This is a genomic window from Mycobacterium arosiense ATCC BAA-1401 = DSM 45069, from assembly GCF_002086125.1.
GTDB classification, from domain to species: Bacteria; Actinomycetota; Actinomycetes; order Mycobacteriales; family Mycobacteriaceae; genus Mycobacterium; species Mycobacterium arosiense.
Genome location: NZ_MVHG01000183.1, coordinates 1 through 2,265, shown reverse-complemented (window position 1 = coordinate 2,265; position 2,265 = coordinate 1). Strand labels below are relative to the sequence as shown.

The following is a 2,265-nucleotide window of genomic DNA, read 5'->3' as shown; positions in this document are numbered from 1 at the left end:
CAACGGGCGATCGACTACCCGGATGTCGAGCTGGCCTTTTATGACCTGAGCGGCTCGGACGATGCCGTGCAGGAAGCGCATGACAGAGCGGCCTCGATCCAACGCACTCCGATGCCGTTCACCGGCCCGCTGTTCAAATTCGCGTTATTTAAGACCCGGCCCGACGAATATTACTGGTTCGTCTGCAGCCACCACATTATTGTGGACGGAACCGGCATTGGCCTCGTAGGCCGTCGGATCGCAGCCATCTACTCCGCAATCGTTTCTCACACGCCCGTTTCGCCAGCGTTCTTTGGCTCGCTGCAGGACCTGGTCAGCAGCGAGTCAGAGTACGAAGCGTCCACGGATTATCTGGAAGATCAGGCCTACTGGCGCGAGAACCTTCCCCAGAAAACCGGAGCGGATCACCGGTTGCCCCCAACCGTGAGCGATCAGGATTCGCATTGGCCGTCTGACCCAGTTCAATTGGACCCGTTCGTCATCGGCCGAATCAAAGAACTGGCCAAGAGGTTGGGCATCCGCCGATCATCGGTCATCACCGCCGCCTGCGCGCTCCTGGTGGGTGGATTCGACGCCGACGGTTCGGAGGTGGTGCTCAACTTCCCGGTCAGCCGGCGAATGCGTCCGGCGTCAAAGCTGCTTCCCGGGATGGTGGCCGGGGTGGTACCGCTGGTCTTGACGGCGTCGCCGGATTCGTTAGTGAGCGAATTCTGCAAGCACGTCGACACGCGAGTACGAGAAGCGTTGAGACATCAGCGGTTCCCGGTGCACCTTCTTGACGGTGACGGTGATGTTCGCGGTCTCGGGCGAGCGGCAAATCGGGTAGTTCTGAATTTCGTGCCGGCCAGATTGACCCTCGATCTCGCTGGTGTTCCGGCAACAGCGACCTATACCACTTTCGGCCCGATCGGTCACTTTGGGCTGTTGTTCTATGGGGTCGGTGACGAGCAGCTTTTCAGCACGGCGGGTGCCGGACAGCCGTTTTCGAATTTTGACCCCGCGGATCTAGCGCGACGATTGGAGCGGTTGTTGGTGGCGATGACTGCCGACCCCTCCCGGTTGCTGTCGTCAATCGACGTGCTGGATGCCGGTGAGTACGCCCGGCTGGATGGGTGGGGTAATCGGTCGGTGTTGACCCAGCCCGCACCGCAGCCGGTGTCGATCCCGGAATTGTTCGCCGCACAGGTAGCCCGCACCCCGGAGGCGGTGGCGCTGGTATGTGAGGGTCGATCACTGACCTACCGGGAACTCGATGGCGCGGCCAACCGGTTGGCGCACCTGTTGATTGGTCACGGGGTGGGTCCGAATGCGTCTGTGGCGCTGCTATTTTCGCGGTCGGCCGAGGCGATCGTGGCGATCTTGGCGGTGCTGAAGACCGGGGCGGCCTATCTGCCGATCGACCCGGCGCTGCCGGCGGCCCGGATCGAGTTCATGCTCGCCGACGCTGCGCCGATGGCCGCAATCAGCACCACCGATCTGGCCGAGCGGCTCGATGGGTTTGACCTGGTCGTCATCGATGTCAACGACGAGGCTGTGGAAGCGCAACCCAGTACAGCAGTCTCGGTGCCGGCCCCTGACGACCTGGCCCACATCATCTACACCTCCGGCACCACCGGTGTGCCCAAAGGGGTGGCCGTCACGCACAACAACGTCGCCCAGCTGTTTGACTCGCTGCAGATCGGCGTGAAGTTGGTGCCGGGACAAGTCTGGACGCAGTTCCACTCCTACGCCTTTGACTTTTCGGTCTGGGAGATCTGGGGCGCGTTGTTGCACGGCGGGCGGCTGGTGGTGGTACCCGAGTCGGTATCCCGGTCACCGCAGGAGTTCCACGCATTGTTGGTCAGCGAAGGCGTCACCGTGCTGACTCAGACTCCGTCTGCGGTGAGCGTGCTCTCGCCGGAAGGGCTGGAGTCAGCGGACTTGGTGATCGGCGCCGAGCCGTGCCCACCGGATTTGGTGGACCGGTGGGCCCCGGGGCGGGCAATGGTCAATGTCTACGGCCCGACCGAAACCACGATGTGGGCGTGCAAGAGTGCGCCGCTGACCGGGGGATCGGGGTTCCCGCCGATCGGCTCGCCGGTGACGAGGGCGGCGTTTTTTGTGCTCGACGAGTGGTTGCGTCCGGTGCCGGCTGGGGTGGTTGGCGAGTTGTATCTGGCCGGTGCAGGGGTCGGGGTCGGCTATTGGCGCCGGGCTGCGTTGACCGGGTCGCGGTTTGTGGCGTGTCCGTTCGGGGGGTCCGGACAGCGGATGTATCGCAGCGGG

General features: G+C 63.5%; 1 protein-coding gene. It reads left to right on the top strand.

Annotated features, from left to right (window positions below):
• Positions 1 to 2,265 (top strand): non-ribosomal peptide synthetase (locus BST14_RS27940; protein WP_142279667.1); only part of this gene is annotated, 2,265 nt, incomplete at both ends.